19 protein-coding genes are annotated in these 16,939 nt (G+C 59.3%); 8 read left to right on the top strand and 11 right to left on the bottom strand.

Translation table 11 applies throughout. From position 1 onward, the window contains the following. The first annotated feature begins 111 nt into the window (after positions 1-111). Positions 112-606 carry a L,D-transpeptidase family protein gene (locus AC72UB_RS10170; RefSeq protein ID WP_505189675.1) on the top strand — a complete coding sequence of 165 codons (495 nt, stop codon included), beginning with the start codon at positions 112-114 and terminating at the stop codon, positions 604-606. 56 nt (positions 607-662) lie between these two features. Here AC72UB_RS10170 and dalA read toward each other — a convergent pair whose 3' ends face one another. Then, positions 663-1,181 (bottom strand): divisome-associated lipoprotein DalA, encoded by a 519-nt coding sequence (gene dalA / locus AC72UB_RS10165; protein WP_505189674.1) that lies wholly within the window; start codon positions 1,179-1,181, stop codon positions 663-665. A gap of 184 nt (positions 1,182-1,365) precedes the next feature. Here dalA and AC72UB_RS10160 point away from each other — a divergent pair, with 184 nt between their 5' ends. Together AC72UB_RS10160 and AC72UB_RS10155 are read left to right on the top strand one after the other, a co-directional pair. Then, on the top strand, positions 1,366-1,974 hold the full coding sequence (locus AC72UB_RS10160; RefSeq protein ID WP_463288706.1) for a L,D-transpeptidase: 609 nt from the start codon (positions 1,366-1,368) through the stop codon (positions 1,972-1,974). Positions 1,975-2,122: 148 nt separating this feature from the next. Next, positions 2,123-2,302 (top strand): hypothetical protein, encoded by a 180-nt coding sequence (locus tag AC72UB_RS10155; RefSeq protein ID WP_463288705.1) that lies wholly within the window; start codon positions 2,123-2,125, stop codon positions 2,300-2,302. A 91-nt stretch (positions 2,303-2,393) separates the two neighbouring features. Here the strand turns inward: AC72UB_RS10155 and hemH are convergent, their stop codons facing one another. Together hemH and AC72UB_RS10145 are read right to left on the bottom strand one after the other, a co-directional pair. Next, positions 2,394-3,452, bottom strand: a complete 1,059-nt coding sequence (hemH, locus tag AC72UB_RS10150) for a ferrochelatase (protein ID WP_505189673.1) — start codon at positions 3,450-3,452, stop codon at positions 2,394-2,396. A gap of 48 nt (positions 3,453-3,500) precedes the next feature. Next, positions 3,501-4,313 (bottom strand): methyltransferase domain-containing protein, encoded by an 813-nt coding sequence (locus AC72UB_RS10145; RefSeq protein ID WP_505189672.1) that lies wholly within the window; start codon positions 4,311-4,313, stop codon positions 3,501-3,503. A 45-nt stretch (positions 4,314-4,358) separates the two neighbouring features. Here AC72UB_RS10145 and AC72UB_RS10140 point away from each other — a divergent pair, with 45 nt between their 5' ends. The 4 genes from AC72UB_RS10140 to AC72UB_RS10125 are packed head-to-tail and all read left to right on the top strand — an operon-like array spanning position 4,359 to position 6,650. Then, positions 4,359-5,075, top strand: coding sequence for a ComF family protein (locus AC72UB_RS10140; RefSeq protein ID WP_505189671.1), 717 nt, complete (start codon positions 4,359-4,361; stop codon positions 5,073-5,075). Between the two features lie 46 nt (positions 5,076-5,121). After that, positions 5,122-5,376, top strand: a complete 255-nt coding sequence (gene grxC, locus AC72UB_RS10135; protein ID WP_463288701.1) for a glutaredoxin 3 — start codon at positions 5,122-5,124, stop codon at positions 5,374-5,376. Between the two features lie 3 nt (positions 5,377-5,379). Further along, the gene (locus AC72UB_RS10130; protein ID WP_505189670.1) at positions 5,380-6,210 is read left to right on the top strand and encodes a carbon-nitrogen hydrolase family protein; all 831 of its coding nucleotides are present in this window, start codon (positions 5,380-5,382) and stop codon (positions 6,208-6,210) included. Beyond that, positions 6,207-6,650, top strand: coding sequence for a MarR family winged helix-turn-helix transcriptional regulator (locus AC72UB_RS10125; RefSeq protein WP_505189669.1), 444 nt, complete (start codon positions 6,207-6,209; stop codon positions 6,648-6,650). The genes AC72UB_RS10130 and AC72UB_RS10125 overlap by 4 nt, the downstream gene beginning before the upstream one ends. A gap of 25 nt (positions 6,651-6,675) precedes the next feature. Here the strand turns inward: AC72UB_RS10125 and AC72UB_RS10120 are convergent, their stop codons facing one another. From AC72UB_RS10120 to AC72UB_RS10105, 4 genes are all read right to left on the bottom strand, one after another. Beyond that, the gene (locus tag AC72UB_RS10120) at positions 6,676-7,086 is read right to left on the bottom strand and encodes a PaaI family thioesterase (protein ID WP_505189668.1); all 411 of its coding nucleotides are present in this window, start codon (positions 7,084-7,086) and stop codon (positions 6,676-6,678) included. Further along, a complete protein-coding gene (locus AC72UB_RS10115) occupies positions 7,083-8,111 on the bottom strand; it encodes an LLM class flavin-dependent oxidoreductase (RefSeq protein ID WP_505189667.1) in 1,029 nt (342 codons plus the stop codon). Before AC72UB_RS10115 ends, AC72UB_RS10120 begins: the two co-directional genes overlap by 4 nt. Positions 8,112-8,265: 154 nt before the next feature. Beyond that, complete coding sequence (locus AC72UB_RS10110) at positions 8,266-8,802, bottom strand: glutathione peroxidase (RefSeq protein WP_505189666.1); 537 nt, start codon at positions 8,800-8,802, stop codon at positions 8,266-8,268. 48 nt (positions 8,803-8,850) lie between these two features. After that, on the bottom strand, positions 8,851-9,882 hold the full coding sequence (locus AC72UB_RS10105; RefSeq protein ID WP_505189665.1) for a LacI family DNA-binding transcriptional regulator: 1,032 nt from the start codon (positions 9,880-9,882) through the stop codon (positions 8,851-8,853). A 743-nt stretch (positions 9,883-10,625) separates the two neighbouring features. Here AC72UB_RS10105 and AC72UB_RS10100 point away from each other — a divergent pair. Then, the gene (locus AC72UB_RS10100; RefSeq protein ID WP_505189664.1) at positions 10,626-12,224 is read left to right on the top strand and encodes a phosphoenolpyruvate carboxykinase; all 1,599 of its coding nucleotides are present in this window, start codon (positions 10,626-10,628) and stop codon (positions 12,222-12,224) included. A gap of 194 nt (positions 12,225-12,418) precedes the next feature. Here AC72UB_RS10100 and AC72UB_RS10095 read toward each other — a convergent pair whose 3' ends face one another. The 4 genes from AC72UB_RS10095 to AC72UB_RS10080 form a co-directional block, all read right to left on the bottom strand. Further along, the gene (locus AC72UB_RS10095) at positions 12,419-13,465 is read right to left on the bottom strand and encodes a LacI family DNA-binding transcriptional regulator (protein WP_505189663.1); all 1,047 of its coding nucleotides are present in this window, start codon (positions 13,463-13,465) and stop codon (positions 12,419-12,421) included. Positions 13,466-13,638: 173 nt separating this feature from the next. Then, positions 13,639-14,565 carry an alpha/beta hydrolase family protein gene (locus AC72UB_RS10090; RefSeq protein ID WP_505189662.1) on the bottom strand — a complete coding sequence of 309 codons (927 nt, stop codon included), beginning with the start codon at positions 14,563-14,565 and terminating at the stop codon, positions 13,639-13,641. After that, a complete protein-coding gene (locus AC72UB_RS10085; protein WP_505189661.1) occupies positions 14,562-15,932 on the bottom strand; it encodes an ABC transporter ATP-binding protein in 1,371 nt (456 codons plus the stop codon). Before AC72UB_RS10085 ends, AC72UB_RS10090 begins: the two co-directional genes overlap by 4 nt. Beyond that, entirely contained in the window at positions 15,932-16,819 is an 888-nt protein-coding gene (locus AC72UB_RS10080) for an ABC transporter ATP-binding protein (protein WP_505189765.1), read from the bottom strand. Before AC72UB_RS10080 ends, AC72UB_RS10085 begins: the two co-directional genes overlap by 1 nt. Between the last annotated feature and the right edge of the window lie 120 nt (positions 16,820-16,939).

Here is a 16,939-nt window from a genome sequence, read left to right as displayed (position 1 = left end):
TGCACGGTCCGTGAGATAAAGATCCTGTGATCCTCCAAAGCGTGCTGGCCAGATTGGCGAAAATCCGCTATTCGGCGGAAAAACATGGGCAAATCAGGGCAGTCGCAGCATATGGCCGTTTTCCGGATTCTTCTTCTGATCGTGGCCGCTTTTGCGATCACGGCCTGTGGCAGCGGTAAATTCAAGACCTATGACGGCCCCGAGGTCACCCAGATTCAGGTGCATAAGGCGGACCGCAAGATGTATCTGCTGCACAATGAAAAAGTGCTGAAAAAGTATAACGTCAGCCTTGGCTTTACCCCCGAGGGGCATAAGCAGTTTGAGGGCGACGGCAAAACCCCGGAAGGGGTTTACACCATCACCCATCGCAACCCGAATTCAGAGTTCTACCTGTCTTTGGGGGTCAGCTATCCCAATGCACAGGACCGGGCCTTTGCCGCCGCGCAAGGCAAGCCGCCGGGCGGAGATATCTTCATCCATGGCGGGCCGAACCGGAAGGTGACCAAGCGCGACTGGACGGCGGGCTGTGTTGCAGTGACCGATCGGCAGATGGAAACCATCTATGCGATGGTCAAACCCGGCACACCGATCTTGATCCTGCCATAAGCGGGCACGAAAAAGGGGGCCACCGGCCCCCGATGTTCTGTCGAAAAACGAATGGCTTAGCCGCCCGTCAGCAGCGTCCACCAGATCTTGCCGCCCGGCTCTTGGAACCAGGCAAAGCCAAGGTTGCGCGCCATCGGGTCCAAGATGACGTTGCGGGTGTCGGGTTGCGCCATCCAAGCGGCGAGAGACTCCATCTCGGTCTCATAGGTTTCCGAGATCAGCTCGCCCAAGAACTTTCCGGGATAGCCCACGCGCTGCACGCGCTGGAGCGGCGAGGAGCCGTCCGAGCCAAAGTGCCAAGGGCGGTTTTGCACCGACATATCGCGCGAATGGGTCAAGGCGGCGGCATTCAGTTCGGCGTTCAGCTGCAAGGGCGCCGCACCTTTGGCCGCGCGCAGAGTGTTGACCGAGTCAAGCACCCGGAAGGGGATCTTTTCGGCGGTCGAATTGTTGATTTTGTAGACGCGCGGCAAGGGCCGGCCATCGGCGCCCACCTGCGGCTCGCCCATGCCGATACCGCAGGCACCGAGAACGGCGGCAGCGCCACCCATCAAGAAAACTGTCCGTCTGTTCATCTTATGCCACCACGAATGGGCCACTGGGGCCATAGTTTGCCCGTCTTTACCCAAAGAAGTGCCAAGGAGCAAACCCAACTCTGCGTGACCTTGCCGATCGGCGGGCTAATGACAGGCCTTTGATTTGCGCCTTGTGGGCCCTGCGTGTAAAAGGCGGCAGTTCCCATTTTACGGAGATCAGCGGATGACCGCCGAAAATCGCAAGTCGCTGAACCGCCGCCTGTTCCTGAGCGGCGCCGCTGCCCTGACATCTGCCGCGGCTATGCCCGCTTTTGGCCAGGCGCTGGACGGCAGCACCGAAATGCTGCCAGCAGCCGGGGGCCAGGTGCGCAACAACGTCTCCAGCTTCCGCATGCTGGAGTGGCAGAATTATTTCGACAATACCCGCAACGGCGCGATTTTGGTTGATATCACGTCACGTGCCTTGCATTTCTGGTCGGAAGATCAGTCGATCTATCGGCTTTACCCCACGTCGGTGCCGCTTTCAGAAGAGCTGACACGCCGCGGTCGGACCGAAGTCGTTGAGAAGGTGGTGAATCCGACATGGCGGCCGACGCCGTCGATGCGCGAGCGCAATCCGGAATGGCCCGAAGTGGTCGAGGGTGGTTCCCCCGACAACCCCTTGGGCACCCGGGCGCTGTATCTGAGCTGGACCTATTACCGCATTCACGGCACCCATGACACGCGCAAGATTGGGCGGCGTTCGTCCAATGGCTGCGTGGGCCTGTACAACGAACACATCCAAGAGCTGTTCGATATGGCAAAAGTGGGCACGCAAGTGTTGCTTATTTGACGACATGATGGCTCTAGCCTCGTTGTGCTTGCACGGGTGGATTGCAAATTGCCCGGCAAGCTGATTAGGAGAGCAACATGAGGAATTGTCTTGGGTGTGTAGCGTCGCCTCTGAAAAATTCGACGTTGCGCAATAACTGGAGGTCACTATGAAGAAGATCGCTCTCGCCGCCGCTCTGTCGGTTGCTGCTACCACCGCTTTCGCTGGCGGCATGGCTGAACCCGTCATGGAAGAAACCGTTGTTGCAGCTGGCGCTTCGTCGTCGGGCGGCATGGTTCTCCCGCTGCTGCTGCTGGTGGCTGTTGCCGCCGCTGTTGCTTCGAACTAATCCTTTCCGGATTGGTACAAGAATTGGGCGGCAGGTTTCCTGCCGCTCTTTTCTTTTTGTGTGAAGACTAAGGCAGGCCGGTTCTGAACGATCAGATCCAACCCGCCAGATTTTCCTGAATGACCTGCACCAGCGCATCAACATGCGCGGCATCATCGTTCAGGCAGGGGATATAGGTGAACTCCTCACCCCCAGCATGCTCGAAAGATTCACGGATCTCGCCGTTGATTTCTTCCAAGGTCTCGATGCAGTCAGCCGAAAAGGCAGGCGCGATCACGGCGATACGCTTTTTACCCTCTTTGGCCAGATCGGCCACATGATCCACCGTATAGGGTTTCAGCCATTCTTCCCGGCCAAAGACCGATTGGAAGGTGGTGATGATATCGGCTTTGTCCCAGCCCAGACGTTCGCGCAAGAGCCGTGTCGTCTTGGCACATTGGCAGTGATAGGGGTCGCCCTCCATCAGATAGCGGATCGGCATGCCGTGATAGCTGGCGACCAACACATCTGGGCGAACCTCAAGCTTGGCATAGGCGCGCTCGACGGACTGGGCCAGCGCCTCGATATAGGCGGGATGTTCAAAGTATTCGGCCACCACGCGCGCGGCAGGTTGGCGTTTTTCCTTCATCAAGGCACGGAAGAAAGCATCATTGGCTGTGGCTGAGGTCGCGCCGGCGTAATGCGGGTAAAGCGGGAAGAACAAGATCTTTTCGACCCCGGCCGCCACCATTTCCTGCACCTTTGAGGCGGTTGAGGGATTGCCGTAGCGCATGCAGAAATCAACCATGACGCGGTCCCCGTGCCGCGCCTTGATCTGAGCTGCGATCGCCGCGGTCTGATCCTTGGTGATCGTCAACAGCGGGCTTTCGTTTTTCTCGTGGTTCCAGATCAGCTTGTAGTTCGCGCCGCTGGTAAAGGGCCGTTTGGTCAGGATGATCAGCTGCAACAGCGGCTGCCATTTCCAATCGGCAATATCGACCACCCGCTTGTCGGACAGGAATTCGTTCAGATAGCGCCGCATCGACCAATAGTCGTAATTGTCCGGCGTGCCGAGATTGGCCAGCAGGATGCCCACCTTTGCGGCCTTAACCTTGGGATGATCGGAAGGCGCGTGGGCCAATCGGCCGGCACCGGGCATGACATCGGTCATATTCGTCCTCGTGTTGTTAGCCCCGAGATAACCCGCCCTGCGGCGCGGTCAACCTTTTTGGTCGGAAAGCGGGGTCTCTGCGGCATTCAGCGCATCTGCAAGCCGTGCGGCCGCCGATCCGGGGCGGAGCGGCTTTTGCTGGCTGTCATGTGGGGCCCATCCTGTCAGGCAGATAATCTCAAAGGTGGCGGGGATGCGGCCATTGGGGGTGGCGAAGCGGTGGTGATAGATCTCAGCCGCCCGCAGCAGCACTGACCTGCGGGTTGGGCGGCGCAGGCGGGCGGCAAGGGCATTGCCTTCCCCCATCGCGCGCAAGTCGCGCATCAGGTGCAGGGCATCGGTGTAAAGCACGGTCTTGGTAAAGCTGTCGGCCACAGGCAAGCCAAAGCCAGCCCGGCCCAAAAGCCCGCCCAGATCGCGGATTTCGCCCATCGGCAGAACGCGGGGCGACAAGCCGCCGGTCAGTTCCGCCTCGGCCTCGGCAAGACAGGCGCGCAATTCGTGCAAGGTCTGTCCGCCGAACATCAGCCCCAGAAATAGCCCGTCAGGTTGTAGGGCACGGCGACATTGCACCAACTGACCAACCGGATCATTGGCCCAATGCAATGCAAGGGCGTGGATCACCAGATCATGGGCTGCGGGTTGCAGCGCAAGCGTGTCATCATCGGCGATTGTCGGGAAATTCGACCAAAGGCTGGGAAAACCTGTCACCACCACTGGGGCCGTAAAGGTTCTGTTAACCTCCTCCAGTCTTTCCTGAACTTCGGCCACGACCTCTTCGTGCAGAAATAAGGCCGAGGCTCGGGCGCGGTGCAGGGCCAAAGCCGTGCGATCTGTCAAAAGAGGGGGGGACGTGTTCATGGCGGGGCAAGATAGGGGGCGCGGGGGCAAATGCAAAGGGGTGTGATGGCCGCTGCACTTCACCTGCTTTACCCGCCGCAATGCCTGACCTGTGGTGCCATGGTGACCACGGATTTCGGCCTCTGTGGCAGTTGTTGGCGGGAAACTCCCTTCATCAGCGGGCTGGTCTGCGACCAATGTGGCGTGCCGATGCCGGGCGAGGAGACGAGAAAGCCCGAGCATTGCGATGACTGCCTGACCATTGCCCGGCCTTGGTCACGCGGGCGATCGGCGCTTTTGTATCAAGACAACGCCCGGGCAATGGTGCTGGCGCTGAAACACGGCGACCGGCTGGATCTGGCGCGACCGGCCGCGCAATGGATGCTTCGCGTGGCAGAGCCCATTTTGGAGCCCGGCATGTTGGTGGCTCCGGTGCCTTTGCATTGGATGCGGCTGTTCCGGCGGCGTTACAACCAGTCGGTCCTCTTGTCGCAGGCCATCGCCCGGGCGGCCGCGTTGGAGCATTGCCCGGATCTTTTGACGCGGAACCGGTCCACACCCAGCCAAGAAGGCAGGGGCCGCGACGCGCGGTTTGCCAATATGCAGGGCGTCATCGCGCTGCATCCGCGCCAAGGCACGCGGGCCGAGGGGCGGCATGTGCTGTTGGTTGATGATGTCATGACCTCGGGCGCGACCTTGGCCGCTGCGGCCGAGGCCTGTGTGGCGGGGGGTGCACGGGCGGTGTCGGTTCTGACCATGGCGCGCGTTGCGAAGGATGCCTAAATCCTTATAGTCGCGCCAACGCTTAGGTTGCCTTAAGGACCACGCCATGAAACCGGTTGAGATCTACACCACCCAGACCTGCCCCTATTGCATTGCGGCCAAGCGGCTGTTGGTGAAAAAGGGCGTCGATTTCAAAGAAATCGACGTGGGTGGCCAGCCACAATTGCGGGCTGCCATGACGCAGCGCGCAGGGGGGCGCACCTCGGTGCCGCAGATTTTCATCGGCGGGAACCATGTGGGCGGCTGCGATGATCTGCATGCGCTGGATCACGCGGGCAAGCTTGATCCGATGCTGGCCTAAGCCATGCGCGCGGGGCTGGTGCAGCTGAATGTGGGCGATGACCCGGCGGTGAACCTGCCGGTAACGGTCGATTTGGTGCGCCGTGCGGTCGCGGGCGGGGCGGGCTTTGTGCTGACCCCGGAATGCACAAATGCCCTGTCAGGCAACCGCGCCCATCAGCGCAGCGTGCTGCGCCATGAGGCGGATGATCCCACGCTTGCCGCCTTGCGCGATGAGGCGGCGCGGGCCGGGGTTTGGCTGTTGATCGGTTCGCTGGGCGTGTTGACCCATGATGCCGATGGCCGTTTTGCCAATCGGTCGTTCCTGATTGGTCCGGGCGGAGAGATTGTCGCGCGCTATGACAAGATTCACATGTTCGATGTGAATGTGTCCGAGGCCGAGATTTACCGGGAATCCGCAGGCTATCGCCCCGGCACGGCGGCGGTTCTGGCCGATGCGGGCTTCGCCAAGATTGGCATGACGGTGTGCTATGACCTGCGCTTTGCGCATCTGTTTCGCCATTTGGCAAAGGCCGGGGCGCAAATTTTGACGGTGCCTGCGGCCTTTAACCACATCACCGGCGCAGCGCATTGGGAGGTTCTCTTGCGCGCCCGGGCGATTGAAACGGGATGTTTTGTGCTGGCGCCCGCGCAAACCGGCTTTCACGTCGAAACCGCTGGCAAGGGGCGGCGCACCTACGGCCATTCGCTGGCCATCGCCCCTTGGGGCGAGGTTCTCGCGGATGCGGGCACCGATCCGGGCGTCACGCTGGTCGATCTTGATCTGTCGCAGGTGGCCACGGCGCGCGCCCGCGTGCCAAGCCTGTCCCATGACCGGGAGTTCACCGGGCCATGACCGATCGCACGGATGATCTGGCTGTCTCCTTGTTTGGCGAGCTGTTCATGGCCGACCAGCTTGCGCGGAACCGTGTCTCCAAGGCGTTGCCCAAAGGGATGGAGCTGTCGCATTTTTCGGTGCTGAACCATCTTGCCCGGCTGAACGAAGAGCGCACTCCGGCTCAGTTGGCGCGTGCCTTTCACGTGACGCGCGGGGCGATGACCAATACATTGACCAAGCTGGAATGGGCGGGTCATGTGCATATTCGCCCCGATTGGGATGATGCTCGGCAGAAGTTCGTCGCGATCTCGCCCGCAGGGCGGGCGGCGCGCGATGCCGCCGTGGCGGCGGTGATCCCGATGATTGCCGATGTGGTTCAAAGCCTTGGCCCCGACAAAGTTCGTGCGGTTCTGCCCATTTTACGCGAAATGCGCGTCAAGCTGGAAGGCGAAGGCTAAGCGGGTTGGCTTTTCGCGCGGCGGTTCAGGCCTTTGGGGCGATGTGGCGCATTTGGGCACGCATCACGGCAACCTGACGCCCGTCCTCGGCGGTCACTACCACATCGTACAACGAGGAACGGCCGCTGCGGGCCACAAAGGTGCCGATGGCGGTCAGGGTTTCCCCAGCATGGCTTGGGGTCAGGAAGGTGATGGTGTTGGTCTGCGTCACCGCCTGCTCACCCGTGGAATTGGCGGCAAAACCGGCGGCGCAATCGGCCAAAAGATGCACCACGCCGCCGTGAGTGCTGCGGTGGCCGTTCAAATGGCGCGGCTCAAGCTGCAGGCGCAGCTCGGCGCGGTTGTCGCGCGCTTCGATCAGATCAATACCCATCTCAATCGGGGCAGGGTCATTGGCCCAAAAGGCCTGCATCGCTGGGGTGATCTTTTCGGTCATTGCGCCAGCATATCCTGAACCATGGGAATGACCTTCTCGCCGTAAAGCCGGATGCAGTCCAGCAATTGCCCATGCGGCACCGGGCCGGTGGAGTATTTCATGTCAAATCGCTGCACGCCCAAGGCGCGCACGGCAGACGCGATCTTGCGGGCCACGGTTTCGGGGCTGCCGACGTAAAGCGATCCATGCGCGATTTCGTCAAGGTAGCGGTCTTTGGTGGTCGGGGGCCACCCGCGCTCGCGGCCGATACGGCCGAACATTTCGGCGTAATGCGGCCAAAGCACCTCGCGCGCCTCTTCATCGGTGGCGGCGACAAAGCCTGGCGAGTGGATGCCGATTGGGCGAACCGGACGGCCCAGCTGCGCGCAGGCCCGTTGATAGAGATCGACATAGGGCGCAAAGCGGCGGGGGTCGCGGCCGATGATGGCCAGCATCAGCTGCAAATCTTGCCGCACAACGCGCACAACAGATTCCGGGCTGCCTCCAACGCCGACCCAGACGGTCATGGGTTGGCCAAGTGGCGGGTAGACCGCTTGATTGGCCAGCGGGCTTCGGTGCTGCCCTTGCCATGAGACCGGGTTCTGTTTCGCAAGCGTGGCAAAGAGGTCGAGTTTTTCTTCGAAGAGAAGCTCGTAATCCTGCAGATCATAGCCGAAGAGCGGGTAGCTTTCGGTAAAGCTGCCACGGCCCAAAATCGGCTCGGCCCGACCATTGGACAGTGCGTTCAGGGTGGAAAACCGTTGAAAGACGCGGATTGGATCGTCTGAGGACAAGACCGTGACTGCGGTGCCAAGCTTGATCTTGGTGGTGCGGGCTGCAATGGCGGCCAGCAGGATTTCGGGTGCGGCGATGGCAAAGTCTGACCGGTGATGTTCACCAAGGCCGATGAAATGGATGCCCAGCTCGTCGGCCAGAACCGCCTCATCGACCACGTCACGCAAGACCTGATCCATGGGTTTCAGCTGCCCGTTTGGGCCAAGGCTGACGTCCCCGAATGTATCTAGGCCCAGTTCTACAGCCGCCATGCTTTGTCCCCATCCTTTGCAAGATACAAGATACCCCCGGGCCATGGCGAGTGAAAGGCGAGATCAGCCTGAACGGCGTGCCCGAGGATTAATCGCTTCCGGCATGGCGAGGGTTGGGTGCCTTGGGTCACCTCCGAGGCGTTGTGGCTGCCCCCTATTGCGTGAGCAAGCTGTCAATCGCACTGGTGATCGTGCGGTCGTCGGGTTTGGTTGTCGAGCCCCAAGCTTTGACAAACTCGCCCTCGGGGCCGATCAGCACCTTGTTAAAGTTCCAGCCCGGGGTGAAGCCATGCACATCACGCGCCCAAGCATAAAACGGGTGCACCTCGCCTTGGGCGACATTCTGAATGGTTGTCATCGGTAGGTTAAGGTCAAAGTTGACCTCGCAGAACTCTTTGACCTCAGCCTCGCTGGCCAATTCCTGCGCGAAATCGTCCGAGGGCACGGCAAGCACCACGGCGCGGCCCTCATAGCGGTCTGACAGGGTTTGCAGATTTTCATACTGGCCTGCAAAGCCGCAGAGCGAGGCGGTGTTGACCACCAAAACCGGCTTGCCGCGCCAATCGGCGGTGGCATAGCTGCCGCCGTCAATTGAGGGGAACTGGAAACTTGGCGTGTCGGCGACAGCAACAGTCGCGGAGAAAGCCGCGGTTGGGACGGCAAGGAAAAGGGCGAAAATGGCGGCGCGCATGAATACCTCCTGCAACTGCAAGAGATACGCGGCGCGGGGGAGGATGGATCAGTTGCGGATGGTGTCGCCCGGCTGCAGCACGGGGAAAAGCTCAATAACTTCGCCGCCCACGACTCCCTGATGCGACTTGCCCGCGATGATTTCGGCGGCGTGGCGCCCGATTTCCAGACGGCAGGCATCCATGGTGGCCAGTTTCCGCGGCAACCCGTCCAAGAGTTCGACGCCGTTAAAGCCCGCGAGACCCATCTTGCCCGGTACGTCGAGCCCTTTTTCAAGACAGTAAAGGAGCCCACCTGCGCCGATCATGTCGTTGGAGTAATACAGAAAATCAATGTCTGGGCTGCGGGTCAGCACCGAATGGGTCATCTCGCGACCCTTCAATAGGGCCGAGCCGCCCGAATAGAACTCGCGATCCGCAAGCGCGAGCCCGGCTTTGGCGAGGGCCTCTTCAAAGCCCTCAAGCCGTTTCTTCGCCCGAAAGTCATTGGTCATCTGGGTGCCAAGGAAGGCAATGCGCCGATACCCTGCGGCCACGATCGCCTCGGCCATCTGCCGCCCAGCACGGCGGTGGGAGATGCCCACCGCGCTGTCAATCGGGGTGCCGTCGATGTCCATGATCTCGACAATCGGCACACCGGCCTGCGCCATCATCGCGCGCGCGGCTTCGGAATGTTCCAGCCCGGCGACGATCAGCCCCGTCGGCCGCCATGACAGCATTTCGTAGATCACTGACTCTTCGCGGTCGGGGGAATAATTTGTGACACCGACCACGGGTTGCAGGCCGGTATCCTCCAGCACTTCGGAAATGCCGGTCATCACCTCGGGGAACACCATGTTCGACAGGGATGGGATCACCACCCCCACCAGATTGACGCGTTGGCTGGCTAAGGCCCCGGCAATCTTATTGGGCACATAGCCAAGGGCGCGGGCGGCTTGCAGCACCTTTTCGCGGGTTGCCTCGGACACGTCGCCCCGGTTTCGCAAGACCCGGCTGACGGTCATTTCGCTGACGCCAGAAGCTTCCGAGACATCGCGCAGCGTCAGGGCGCGACGGGGATCAAAGGCGGAAGGGTTGGTCAACTTGGCGGCCCCGAGATGCGTCTTTCCTCTTGTTAGCGCCAAAACCGAACATGTCCAAGGGCGGAATCTGCGGTGGTTCTTGGGCATGCCGAGTGGACGCTGCGGGGGCAGCGAAATGGGTCAAGAATTGCACTCCACCGCTTGCCAATTCTAAGATTCGTGCACAAGAATGTTAGGGCGGTGGCAGATGGCCGCCTCAATGGCTCAAAATAGCCCGTCTTCCACTAAGCGCCCTGCAGTGTTGGTTGTTGTGGCTGTCCGAAGGTGATCTAGAGTATCGTCTTTTCGACGACCTTCACGGGCTGCGATAACAGCTTCTTCCATGTCTAGATCGACCTGGCGCTGACCCCAAGTGCTCGGTCAACTCGCGCAATGGGTGGCTTTTGTGTTACACTGGGGGTCACCGAATGGCGCGGGAACCCAGCTGCGAACGACGTGCCGGCGATGTGTCTCTATCTGTCTCCAAGACTGCCAAGCCGGGCGACTTAACATTGAAGGGCTCTTCACTGCTTAATGGCTGTCATGGTATCAAGAGGCCAGAACTCAACCGTTGAGTGTCCATTTCGGATCGTTCAGATCGCCTAGCTGTTCCGGATCAACCCGCGCGAGGAGTTTGGTTGCGCTAGCATGCAAGTGATTGCGCTAACAGACAAAATTGCTTCTATTCATGCCTGCAGACATCATGGTATCTGCTTCGGTAGGTCACGTTTTGGTGGCCTGTGCTATCGTGAGGAAGGCCAAATATGGACCAAATTCGTGTCAATCCGTCCATGACACTTGAAGCGCAAGGAATCGTTGGTGTCGGCACGGCGCATTACAACGAAACGGAGGCAGATCTCGTCGCGCGTGCTATCGTTGCCAGTGAAGGTAAGCTCGGAATTGGCGGGGTACTTCTGGTCAACACGGGCAAGTTCACCGGCCGTTCGCCCAAGGACAAGCACATTGTCAGGACCCCATTAACGGAAGACAACGTCTGGTGGGACAACAACGCGCCCATGACGCCCGAGGCTTTCGACGTTCTATATCGTGACATGATTGCGCATGTGGCGGGGCGGACGCTTACAGTTCAGGATCTCTATGCCGGTGCGGATCCCTTGCACCGGCTTGACGTTCGGATTGTCACCGAATTGGCGTGGCATGGGCTGTTTATTCGGCATCTCTTGCGCCGACCGGCGCGCGCGGAACTGCGTACCTTTACCCCCGACTGGACGATCCTGAATTGCCCGACTTTCTTTGCTGATCCTGTTCGGCACGGCTGCCGGACCGAGACAGTGATTGCGATGAATTTTGACCGCAAGATGATCCTTATCGCTGGAACCGAGTACGCAGGTGAGAACAAGAAGGCAGTGTTCACATTGATGAACTACCTTCTGCCCGAGCACGGGATCATGCCCATGCATTGCTCGGCCAACCATGCTCCGGGTAACCCGCTGGATGCAGCCGTATTCTTTGGTTTGTCAGGAACAGGCAAGACGACCTTGTCGCAAGATCCGACGCGCGTTCTGATTGGGGACGATGAGCATGGCTGGTCAGATCGGGGCGTCTTTAACTTCGAAGGCGGCTGCTATGCCAAGACCATAAGTCTTTCTCCGGTTGCTGAACCCGAGATTTATGCCACGACTTCCCGCTTCTCGACGGTCATCGAGAACATGGTTCATGACCCTGATACCGGGGAGCTCGACTTCGAAGATTCGCGGTACACTGCAAATATGCGCTGCGCTTATCCGCTCGACTTTATATCCAATGCGTCGGAAACCGGATTGTGCGGGCACCCCAAGAACATCATCATGTTGACGTGTGATGCATTTGGTGTGCTGCCACCGATTGCACGGCTGACGCCGAGCCAAGCGACCTATCACTTCCTGTCTGGCTTTACGTCCAAGGTTGCGGGCACCGAGCGAGGCGTGACGGAACCTGAGCCGACCTTCTCGACGTGCTTTGGGGCACCCTTTATCCCGCGGCGACCCGAAGTTTATGGCAAGCTGCTGCAAAGCCAGATTGCGAAACACGGTGCCACTTGCTGGCTGGTGAATACGGGTTGGACGGGTGGCGCTTACGGCACGGGGAAACGCATGCCAATCGTGGCAACGCGCGCCTTGCTGGCCGCCGCGCTGGATGGGTCGCTGACTCGGGGCGCTTTCCGCAAAGACCCCTTCTTTGGTTTTGATGTACCCGTGGCACTCAACGGGGTAGACCCCAAGCTGCTCGATCCAAGGCAGACTTGGGCCGACCCCAGCGCCTATGATGCTTCTGCGCGGCGTTTGGTCGGGATGTTTGCAGCAAACTTCGCGAAATACGTTCCGTTCATCGACGAAGAAATTCGTGCGGCTGCCATTGGATAAATGATCTCTACAAGGGAAATCTCAGACCGGCACCTTTGCCAAATGAGCTATATCTTGAGGCGATAAAGAGATCGCAGACAGGGCCGGTTCGGTTTTGGGATGCCAAACACCCCGGCCCTAGTCTCTACACAGGCCTAAGCCACTATTCGTTTGATCCTAAGGTTGAGGCGGAGGCTTTCTCGAAATCAGGGCAATCAGAGCGTCAGCCTTGAAGACTGTGCAACACTGTTCCGGATCACGATCTCGACCGGCATAATGGTTTCGAGCGGTACCTTGTCCTGATCGCCGCACATCAGCGCGTAAAGCGCATGTGCAGCTGCTTGCCCAGTCGCGAATGATTCAATGCGAATGGTCGTTAGCGCCGGCTGGATGCGATCAATCAGGGGCATATCGTTGTAGCCCGTCACGGAAACATCTTCCGGGCAGCGCAGTCCGGCTTCGCGGAGAGCTTCGATCGCTCCGATGGCCAATCTGTCGTTTGCACAAACAATCGCTGTAAACTGCGTGTCGGAATCCAAGAGCGACTTCGTACAGCGGATCCCTTCCAACTCAACGTAGCGGTCAGCTTCTGCAACCGCGACCAGCGACATTTTGCGTTCGGACAGCGCCAAACGGAGTGCGTCAAAACGCTCTTGTCCGGTAGATGAGGAATTCGGACCCGCGATATGGGCGATCTTTTGGTGACCGAAGGATTGAAGATGGTCCGCGAGAAGGCGCATGCCGCCCTTTTCATCATTGATGATAGCTGGGATATGGGCCCCATCGACGCGTCGGTTCACCGTCACGACAGGCGTACCTTCCTCCACGATCCTGGGGATCATGGGATTTAAACGTTGGGCACCTGCATGGATGATCCCATCCACCCCACGTTCGCGCAGTACTTCCACCAAACGCGCCTCTCGTTCCGGTATGTTGTCAGTGCTAACGACCAGCGCAGCATAGCCGTGCGGCTCAAGGACACTTTCGACGCCTCTCAGGATTGGCGGAAAGATCGTGTTGGTGATGTCGGGGATCATCACGCCGACCGTCATGCTCCGACTCGTCCGCAGTGAGGCTGCCACACGATTGGGACGATACCCCAGCCTTTCTGCTGCAAGGCGTACCTTTTCGATAACGTCTGGCGTAAGTTTTGCGCGCCTCTGCGGATCAAGGGCGCGGGAAACCGTGGAAGGGTGCACACCAATTTCGCGCGCAATGTCTTTGAGTGTGGAGCCGTGTCGCATATGCAGTTCCTGCGACACACAAAGGCGTTAGTCAAGCGTGGCCGCTGGTGCAATCTCATGCATCAGCGGCCAAGTCCTTGCTCAAAGTACGATGCTCTGCGGTCCTCCCAGACTGGCCGAAATAGTCTTTTCCGCTACAAGCGTCATACGGTCGACGGATTTGATCGGTAAATCAAGTCGTTGCTAAACCGTCAGGGCTTCAGATATCGGGACAGATACGCGATCACAGTCTTGATCGCGTCAACCTGAACGTCGTTGACCTCATAGGCCCCATCCGCACCGCGCAGCGGATACACATAGCCGTGCAGGTCATGATCATAGCTGACCCACTCAACATCTTTGCCCGCTTCCTTCAAGAGATCGTAAGATGTACGAAAGATTCCTTGCAGGTGATCTTCGTCCCGTCCCATCACCATGATCGGAGTGGCAATAGACGCGATCCGTTCAAGGGCAAGAGGCATATCGATCCGACGGCGAACTTTCGCGGTGTCAGCCATGTTCATATTTTCGATGTCGCGCAGCCCAGTTTCCGCGTTTACGAATGCGGTGTCGTCAGGGGTCAGGGCAAGGAATTCATGCGAAGCAGGTTCGCTTGCCACCGCGGCTGCGACGCCATGATACTCGGACGTCAGCTTTAGGATCATCTCTCCGCCATGGCTCAGGCCGATCAGACCGACCCGGTCGGGATCAACGTAGGGTAGGCGCTTCACATACTCAATGATGGCGATCTCATCCTCGTACTCCAGCGGAGAGCGATTGAACATCTCGCGTCCCTGCCGTTTATCCCGAATGAACTTCCCTCCATCATTATAGCCCAGTTCAACCTCGGTGCGGTACCTCAGCCAAGCGCATGCAAAGCCGGCTTCGACAAGCCGGTCGATTGTATAGGCGCGGTTCTGCATCGCATCGCGCACCCAGCGCATGCCTTCGCCCCCATTGCCAGACGCCAAGAGCACGACTGGGAAAGGGCCTGGACCTTCCGGTCGCCGCATACCGATGGGTGCGTAAAGGCCGTCCCATACCTCGACGTACATCAGGTCAACCGACTTTCCGTCGATCACTTCGGTTAGGATCACGTTTTCCGAGTCAATGGATGAGGTGGCTGCTACATGATTCATCTTGGGTTTCCTTCGGGGCCAGACTTTAGATCGAGAATGCAGGCTGCAACGTGTCCAGGGCCGCGTTGGCTCAGCGTGACAGGCGCGACCTCTTGGAAGCGGATGCGAACAGAGGTGTCCTTGACGGTCGCCTCTTGCAGCGCAGCACGCATGGCGGCGGGCACTGCATCGGATTGCAGCGCCGCGACCAAGGCATGTGCAGATTGCGCATCTGCGAAACCGAGTTCCGCTGCAAATGGCCCTGAGCGATTGACCGCCGAGAGAGTGTCGAAAAGGCCATCGCGATCTTCAAGCCAGCGGACGACATCATCAACTTCCCAGCCGCAAGCTGCGGTGGCGACTGCACATCGGGTGTGAAAACAACAACCCTGCGGCGGGCGTGCGGGGTCGGGTATCGCCCCTTCCAGCGCCTGCATTGGCGCGTCACGGCTGGTCGAGAGATCAGGCTTTGCGGCCATCAATGCGCGCGTATAGGGATGTTCGGCTTTCTCGAACAGTGTTTCGGTACTGCCTGCCTCTGCCACGCGGCCCAGATACATAACCACGATCCGGTCAGCCATATGTCGCACAACCGACAGATCATGCGTGACAAAAAGATACGCAAGGTTGCGCTTCGCCTGCAGGTCGCTGAGCAGGTTCAGGATCTGTGCTTGAACCGACACGTCCAGTGCGCTTGTGGGTTCGTCAAGGACGATGAGGTCAGGATCAAGCGCCAGCGCCCGTGCGATCGAGATGCGCTGACGTTGGCCGCCCGAAAACTGGTGAGGGTAGCGGTAGAGGTGTTGCCGTCCAAGACCGACCTGTTCCAGCAAAGCCACAACGCGTTCGGTCAGTTCTGCTCCAGATGCAACACCGTGCACTTTCAACGGTCGACCTACGAGGTCAATCACAAGGTGGCGTGGGTTCAGTGATGCGAAAGCATCCTGAAATACGACTTGGCAATTGCGGCGAAACCGCGCGTGTTCGTCCGCAGATAGATGGTCGATCCTATGTGCCGCTTCAATACGTTGAAACGTCTGGCGGTCAGCTTCGGTTCGCTCTGCTTCTGGCACAGCAAGGATACGGTCGAGTTCCGCGAGCTTGGCCGCCGGCACGTCAAAATAGACACTTCCACCCGTCAGGTTCGAAAGGCCGCTGACACAACGCCCGAGCGTTGTTTTGCCACAACCGGATTCGCCGACAAGGCCAAGTGTCTGACCACGCATGATGTCAAAGCTGACGCCATCGACGGCACGGACCTGTCCGACAACACGCTGAAGCGCACCTTCACGGATCGGGAAGTGTTTCTTAGCGCCGCGAACGGCCAGTATTACATCGCCTGCCGTCCGAGTTCCGGGAGCCACCATATTTTCTTCGATCATCGCCATTACGACCTCCCGTTCTGGCTTGGCGCAACGCTGGTTGGCATCGGATGGTGCAGAAAACAGGCCACGGAATGGCCGTTTGCAACTGGATTGAGCATGGGGTCAGCGGTCGAACAAGAGGGCAATGCGCTAGGGCAGCGACCAACGAAACGGCATGCAACAGGAGGATCGACCAACTCAGGGACTGTGCCCCGAATTGCCGCCAACTGCCCTCGAGGCACGCCAGCCGCCGGGAGGGCCGCAAGAAGCCCGCGTGTGTAGGGATGGCGCGGATTTGCGAACAGAGCTTCTGTTTCGCCAATCTCAACGATGCGGCCAGCATACATTACGGCGACCCGGTCGCAGATACGCCTTACCAACGACAGATCATGGCTGATGTAGAGGACGCTGGTGCGCCGCCGTTTCTGCAATTGGCTGATAAGGTCCAGAATACGCGCTTGGACTGTGACGTCGAGGGCGGTCGTGGGCTCGTCCGCGATCAACAAATCTGGATTGCAGGCAAGTGCTTGCGCGATCATCACACGCTGCTTCATGCCGCCCGAGAGTTCGTGCGGATACCGGGCCATGACTTGCCGAGGGTTCGGAATCTGCGTTTCGGCTAGGGCTTCGGCGACCATGGAATCAAGGCTTGCTTGCAACCGCTGGCGGCGTGACCTGAAACCTGGAAGCGAAAGCAGCAGTCGGTCGATCATGCCTTCACGTTGGGAGGCCATGCGGCGCAAGAGCCATGCGAGCAAACCCTTTTGATCCTCGGTGACCCCAGCGCTACGCATGAGTTCGGCGCTGCGGTGTTGCAAGAACACTTCGGACACCTGATCTCCAATACAAAGCGTTGGGTTGAGAGCCTTGCCTGGGTCCTGAAAAATCATGGCGATACGGTCGCCACGCATCTTGCGTAAATGCTCTTGCGGAACATTCAAAAGGTCGACCGTTTCATTGCCCGTACTGGCGCAGGTCGTACAGCCTGTACCATTACATTGTGGGCAAGCTGCTGCGCACCGTCCGGTTGA

This window comes from Allotabrizicola aquatica (SeqCode) (genome assembly GCF_965194375.1).
GTDB lineage: Bacteria > Pseudomonadota > Alphaproteobacteria > Rhodobacterales > Rhodobacteraceae > Tabrizicola_A > Tabrizicola_A aquatica.
This window is presented reverse-complemented; position numbering and strand designations above follow the sequence as displayed.